The sequence below is a fragment of the Microcystis sp. M53603_WE2 genome (assembly GCF_030065435.1).
The window spans coordinates 1-6,312 of sequence record NZ_JASJFF010000250.1; the positions used below are offsets into that span (position 1 = coordinate 1).

General features: G+C 42.2%; 8 protein-coding genes and 1 pseudogene. 4 read left to right on the forward strand and 5 right to left on the reverse strand.

All coding sequences use genetic code 11. The annotated features are described in order from the left end of the window. Positions 1–145: 145 nt before the first annotated feature. Positions 146–427 (forward strand): annotated as a pseudogene (locus tag PX481_RS05390) (retron system putative HNH endonuclease); the annotation flags it as partial. Positions 428–665: 238 nt separating this feature from the next. On the opposite strand, the gene PX481_RS05395 reads toward PX481_RS05390, so the two are convergent. The 3 genes from PX481_RS05395 to PX481_RS05405 form a co-directional block, all read right to left on the reverse strand. Next, positions 666–1,454, reverse strand: coding sequence for a hypothetical protein (locus PX481_RS05395; RefSeq protein WP_002759392.1), 789 nt, complete (start codon positions 1,452–1,454; stop codon positions 666–668). A 59-nt stretch (positions 1,455–1,513) separates the two neighbouring features. Beyond that, positions 1,514–1,759, reverse strand: a complete 246-nt coding sequence (locus tag PX481_RS05400; protein WP_043999086.1) for a hypothetical protein — start codon at positions 1,757–1,759, stop codon at positions 1,514–1,516. Between the two features lie 180 nt (positions 1,760–1,939). Further along, positions 1,940–2,665 (reverse strand): hypothetical protein, encoded by a 726-nt coding sequence (locus PX481_RS05405; protein WP_196219828.1) that lies wholly within the window; start codon positions 2,663–2,665, stop codon positions 1,940–1,942. Positions 2,666–2,693: 28 nt separating this feature from the next. Here PX481_RS05405 and PX481_RS05410 point away from each other — a divergent pair, with 28 nt between their 5' ends. Then, positions 2,694–2,906: a hypothetical protein gene (locus tag PX481_RS05410; RefSeq protein ID WP_223212999.1), complete on the forward strand. Its 213-nt coding sequence runs from the start codon at positions 2,694–2,696 to the stop codon at positions 2,904–2,906. 339 nt (positions 2,907–3,245) lie between these two features. Beyond that, positions 3,246–3,395, forward strand: a complete 150-nt coding sequence (locus PX481_RS05415) for a hypothetical protein (RefSeq protein WP_002752187.1) — start codon at positions 3,246–3,248, stop codon at positions 3,393–3,395. 79 nt (positions 3,396–3,474) lie between these two features. Here PX481_RS05415 and PX481_RS05420 read toward each other — a convergent pair whose 3' ends face one another. After that, positions 3,475–3,855 (reverse strand): hypothetical protein, encoded by a 381-nt coding sequence (locus tag PX481_RS05420; protein ID WP_002759386.1) that lies wholly within the window; start codon positions 3,853–3,855, stop codon positions 3,475–3,477. Positions 3,856–3,914: 59 nt separating this feature from the next. Continuing rightward, positions 3,915–4,280, reverse strand: coding sequence for a phasin family protein (locus PX481_RS05425; protein ID WP_002759385.1), 366 nt, complete (start codon positions 4,278–4,280; stop codon positions 3,915–3,917). Between the two features lie 620 nt (positions 4,281–4,900). Here PX481_RS05425 and hemB point away from each other — a divergent pair. Beyond that, entirely contained in the window at positions 4,901–5,887 is a 987-nt protein-coding gene (hemB, locus tag PX481_RS05430; RefSeq protein ID WP_288093917.1) for a porphobilinogen synthase, read from the forward strand. The last annotated feature ends 425 nt before the right edge of the window (positions 5,888–6,312 follow it).

Here is a 6,312-nt window from a genome sequence, read left to right on the forward strand (position 1 = left end):
CTACGCCACTACTACCCAATCATTACCCGAGATCGCCTTGGATTAATTTTCTCCAAGTTAACCACCGCTAGGTCTTCTGAAAACTTTATGCTGTAAGCTTTTTTCGCCATGATAATAAGGTCGAGTTCAAAAATTTGAGCGAACGGTGAGTCTAGATTTAGTCTATCTGCTTTTGTCAAAAAACTCCAGTTCTCTAGCTGGTCGGGGTTTAGAACATTTTAAACCTCAAAGTGATCCCACTGTTGATCCCTTAGATTATGCCAATTTGCTATGTTCCTGTCAGGCAAATCTTAGGACTGGTGAACCTCGGCACTGTGGTAATCTAAAAGATAACTGGTTTGATGAAAATCTCTTAATCTCTCCACTCAATCCCGATTGTGAGTCTCACTTTGCTTTTAATGATGATGGTACAATTAAACCCGCACAAGAAGATGTTCAAACAGCAATTAATACTATCGAAAAGTTGGGATTAAACCTCAATAAACTCAAGGTACGGCTCTCTTATTTTTTGTGTGATCAGTTTAACTTATATGGAAGCGATCAATCTTTGTGTCCTCTGTGTCTCTGTGGTTCCTTCCACTCGCTCGCCAGCAAGCGGTTCACAAAATTGGCCAGTTGTCAATTGGGATGCTCTCATACTAAATCCTGTTTAGAAGGTATAATCGTTATTGCAAGGATTCTCCAGGATCACCGCCTTCCAATACGGTTTTCCAACCGATCACCAGGAAAATGATTAAAGCAACTATCGCCATAAATAAGCCGATCGGAGTACCGATCAGATCCCGGGCGAATTGTAAACTATAGTTAGTTTTTAGATCGGCATTTCCATCCCAAACTACCGTTTTTTCCGCACCGAGAAATAACAAGTGAATCCCCCGAGAAAGAACGAACTCTCCCACGATAGTGAAGAGAATTAACTGTTTCAGTCTCACGGGTAACATGGCCAGATATTCGGTAACGATCAAGAGCAACAGAACCACAATAGGAGTCATACTCTCGCCGATAATTCCCCCGCAATGAAATCCGGGTTGCAGGAAACAAACTCCCAAAAAACCGATTACAAGTACCGATACTAAAAATGATCTGGGAAACAAAGGTTTACCCTGAACTTTTCCGAAAACTCGTTTCCCGAAAACCGTCAGAAGGACAGCGCTCAGGGTTATCGTTATAGAGCCAGCTAAAACACTAAAATACAAGCGAAACCATGAATTCCACAGCCGATAGCGTAAGGTGTAATACTCGCCACCCTCTCCGGGGCCTTTCTGGATTCGATCTTGAACCGCATCGGAAAGTTCGAGGGGATAAACGCTAGACCAGGCATTGTTTAAAGCATCGGAAATTCTAACGCTCGCAGTCGCACCCCCCGTCGTTCCCATTGCCGTCTGGAAGATAGAGGCGAGACCGAAGTGAGAGATTCCCCATAAATAAGCTAAACGGCTTTTACTTCGGATCACCGATATAGACTCCAAAAGGGTTATAGCTGTTGGATCATGCAGGTTAAGCGCCGTTTAGCTTACCAGGGAAGACACACGGCGATCATTAGGATTAACGGAAAAAATAACTGACGGACGACAAGAGCTAAATTTTTACGATTTACCCATAGATTATCGACGATCGGGGCGATAACATAGAGTATGGCGGAAGGATGACTGAGAAAGGCTAATCCCCAACTAACTCCACAGCCAATCCCGGAAAGGGAATAGACTCTTGTGCGGGGATTGTTTCTCAAGTCGAGATAGAAATATAGCGGTTCTCGCATCTGTGCGGCACACTTAAACCTTTGCTGATTAAGCTGTTCAGGATCGGGAATGTACCTCTTGTGAATCAGAAACGCTATATAGCGTTTTTCAGTCTGCTGAGGTACAAAAGTTATGGGTTTTAGGCACTCATGCAAGAGGCAAAAGGCAAAAGGGAAGAAAAATAGGTGTACCTCACTAGCTTAGGAAACGCTATAGATGCCAGTTAAGATATAGACCGTGGCCAATACCTTCGGCCACGGGTAGGTGATCATATTACTCAAATAGGGACTGAAAGCCACGGGGAAAAAGGCTAACGGAATTAACGACGGACGCAGAAAGAGGGGGATTAGGAGGGTCAGGAATACTCCTGGTAAAATCGCAGTAATTTGATAAACCGCAAATGAATTTTCTAAAAGTGCCAGATAATAACTAGAAAACAGATTGAATAAAGGAGTTCTAGAAGTAACATTATAAGTTCCAAAGTAAACCGTATCGGTTTTCTGAAGTCCCAAAAAAATTTGAGCGATATCGAAGTGCATCCACCAATCCCCGTAGTAAAATCCCCCACTGTAAAGCACGACGAAGAATTGCATCCCTAGCAGGACGAGCCAGAACAAGATCGCTAGGTATAGCCATCTATAGTTTTCTCTTTCTTCCGCTTGCCACAATTGTCGCGTCAGTAACCATAGAGAGATAATAAATAAACCAGCCGTCGCTAACAGGAAAAAAGTTCTTCCGGAAAAGCCACAAAGAAAATTAACGAAAGCGATCGCCGATTGTAAAGCCATTCCCGAAGCACCAGCAAGGGCCATACATTCCTTGACGGTAAAGCGCGAGATCGCTCTCAGGCTAACATAGCCGAGGGTGAAAGTTAGGGTTAGCGAGATCGCCCCGAAAAAAAACAACTGTAAAAAGCTTATATTCACGATTAACTATTTACCTGAATCTATTTTAGTGACCCCATCTTTTAATACTATCGAAAAGTTGGGATTAAACCTCAACCAAATCAAGGCACTTCGTAAGGCAGCCATCGAGCCTTTTTTGGATGAGGAGATAGATAATGCTCAATTAAAAGTTTTTGTCAATGGATATTTATGCTTAGATGCTCAACAAAGATACAGTCCTTTGGCTCTTCTGGTTTCTGTGTGGAAACGGGGTCTATACTGATAGTTTCTTCAGCAAAATACTCCTAAAAGTCTTTCCCAGTAAATATTTCACGATTCTATAAGCAAAAATTATCACACAAAGTCGAGAAGAGCCGTCCTTTCTGGACAACAATCAAATATCTGTTCAGCGATTTAATTGAATAATTTTTCCTTTACAAAAATACAAGGATTATTATAAAAGTTTAGATAAACAAGAAAAAATATCAAGTCTTATGAAGATTATTCAAGAATTATCTCAAAAGTCAACAATTGATGAGATTCTGACCAGATAATGGGGATGGAGGGGTGAATCAACCTGATCCGAAACAGAGATTATTGTCGAGAGTCGGAGAGAAAAGCAATGAATATCAAGGATACGTTACACAATTTTGTCCAGTACCTAACAGAGGCTTTTGCTCGCATTTTTAGTCCCAACAATGACGAATATCCCGATGTGGGGATGCAGCCTTTTGATTCTGAACCTTACCATGCTCCCAAGGGTAATTCTTAACTAAAAATGACAGATAACTGCTTTGAGATAAGGGTTATGGGTAGGGATAATAACCCTACCTGATTTTATAGGAAAATAATTAATCCTCTGCTTGCCAATCGGGACAACTATCACTATCCCAACCGTAGGGATGGAAACCGCAGACGAGAAGATTACCCCCGTAGATATAACCGTGATAATTACGGCAACCGATACAAGCAGGATGGGTGTTAGGATCGGGGTTAACTTTAGGAGTGAGGGTAAAATCCGAGGGTTCATCTAATTCCGAAAAGGGGTATTCATCGAGGTTAAAAAATTCCTCTAATTCCTGGGGTAAAACCTCTTGAATAAACTGTTCCAGATCGATGATAATTTCTTCATTGATTTCTTCGATAGTTTGGGTAACTTCTTGGAAAAAATTTTCAATTCCCAGTGCCACAGTTTCGATCACTTCCCAAAAATCTTTCTGCCAATCGTCCATGTTTATACTTGCGTCCCTTGTCTGGTAATAATTAATTATTTGTCGCTAAAATCTAGGTTTTAATCCTGTTGTAGTTTCCGTAATTCTTCCTGAAGACGTTCCACCTTTTGCCGCAATTCATCTACTTTTGGCTCGGCTGCTTTGCTGTCTTCCTCATCTTCAATAATTTCTATCCGTCGGGGTTCATGGGGAATATTAGATTCATTACCTGCCACCGTTTGCTGTTGTGCCTGTTTCACCAACTCATCAACGTATTTCCTCGCTTCTTCCGTCGTCATTTCGCCGCGAGAAATCATCTCATCGGCTAATTTTTGGGCTTGATTTCTTAATTCTTGTAAATTTACTTCAGCTTTTTCGGCGGCATAAGTAGCAATGCCTACGCCCAAATAAACTGCTTTTTTGACTAAATCACCTAAGTTCGCCATAGCAAAAATCCTGAATCGATCGCTCTTACTTCCTAGAATAAACGATCCTTCTCCCAAATGGAGATGGGTTTTGGGAGTGAGTGAACAGTGAACAGTAAACAGTAATCAGTGAACGCTTGCGCCGCTAATGTAACACCGTGAACATTTTTCAGCCAATATCCAAGAGAGCCATCGGTGAACTGAAAACTCATACTAAATCCGTTGAGTATAAGCTAGTTATGAGGAGAGGCACTCATGCAAAAGGCAAGAGGCAAAAGGGAGAATAAATAATCAGTTTTTAATAAACGGATTTAGTATCACATCTGATAACTGATAACTGGTAACTGGTAACTGATAACTGATGAGGTAAAGTTTTGTAAATAGATGCGGTGGTGGCGACACCAAAATTGATCGCTATAAAGATTAAATTTTAGTCAAATTGCTGGTTTTTCGCCCTCAAAACGACGATAGAGCCTCATCAGGTCATTTTTGACCTAAATAGTTTGATTAAGCTCAAAATAACTAAATATTGCGGATAGCTGCCGGCAGCTGGCTGCCGGCTGAATCGATTTGTGTTCATCCTCAGCAAAGATTTAAACTAAAGAATCGAGACAAGATTCCCGATTTAATCACAAAAAACTATGTTTCCTATTCATCGCCCCCGTCGTCTGCGTCAAACCCCTCAAATGCGCCGTCTGGTGAGTGAAACCGTCTTGACAGCCAATGACTTTATCTATCCCCTTTTCGCCACGGCGGGGGAAGGTATTGCCCAGGAAGTCAAATCGATGCCGGGGGTGTACCAATTATCAATCGATAAAATTGTTGACGAAGCCAAGGAAGTGCGGGATTTAGGAATTCCAGCGATTATTTTATTCGGGCTGCCGGAAAGTAAAGACACAGAGGCGACGGGAGCATGGCACGATCATGGTATTGTCCAAAAAGCGGCCACAGCAATTAAAGAGGCAGTTCCCGATCTACTCATTGTCGCCGATACTTGTTTGTGTGAATATACCAACCATGGCCATTGTGGTTATCTGCAAACGGGAGATTTAACCGGCAGGGTGTTAAACGATCCTACTCTGGGATTATTGCAAAAAACCGCCGTTTCTCAGGTAAAAGCGGGAGTGGATATCATTGCACCGTCGGGAATGATGGATGGTTTTGTGCAGGCAATTCGTCAAGGATTGGATGAGGCGGGTTATAGTGATACACCGATTCTTTCCTATACGGCTAAATATGCCTCTGCCTATTATGGTCCGTTTCGGGATGCGGCTGATTCTACCCCCCAATTCGGCGATCGCAGAACCTACCAAATGGATCCGGGTAATGCTAGGGAAGCCTTAAAAGAGGTGGAATTAGACGTATTAGAGGGAGCAGATATGTTAATGGTAAAACCTGCTCTATCTTACCTGGATATTATCTGGAGAATCAAGGAAATGACTAATTTACCCGTGGCTGCCTACAATGTGTCGGGGGAATATTCAATGATTAAAGCGGCGGCGTTAAATGGCTGGATTGACGAAAAACGAGTGACTTTAGAGACTCTAACTAGCTTTAAACGGGCGGGTGCCGATATTATCTTAACCTACCACGCTAAGGATGCCGTGCGCTGGTTAGCAGAGGGTTAAACTTGATGATTGAACCCACCATGCCGATCAGGATAAGGGGGTGGTGAGGTTGCTACTCTTAATTCTAGGGATTACCTGAAAAAAATACTGGCTCTTCTCGAATTTTTTGTGTGACAATTTTTGCTTATGTAATCCTGAAGTGCTTATTTGGCAAGACTTTTAGGACTACTTTGCGGATATTCTATCAGTATAGACCTCGTTTCCACACAGAAACCAGAAGAGCCAAAATACTTTCCAACGATTGAGTTCAGGAGCGGTAGATAACCTCTCATTCCAGCAACTACATAGGGCTGGCTGAATAAATCTAAAAACTTTGTTGGGTAAGACTTTTAGACCTTTTGTCAATCAAAAAGTACTGGATCTGGGAGTGATCGGGGGGAAATTTAGGCACTTTTTCCCTGAAAATTAGGTAATTGGCCACCTCA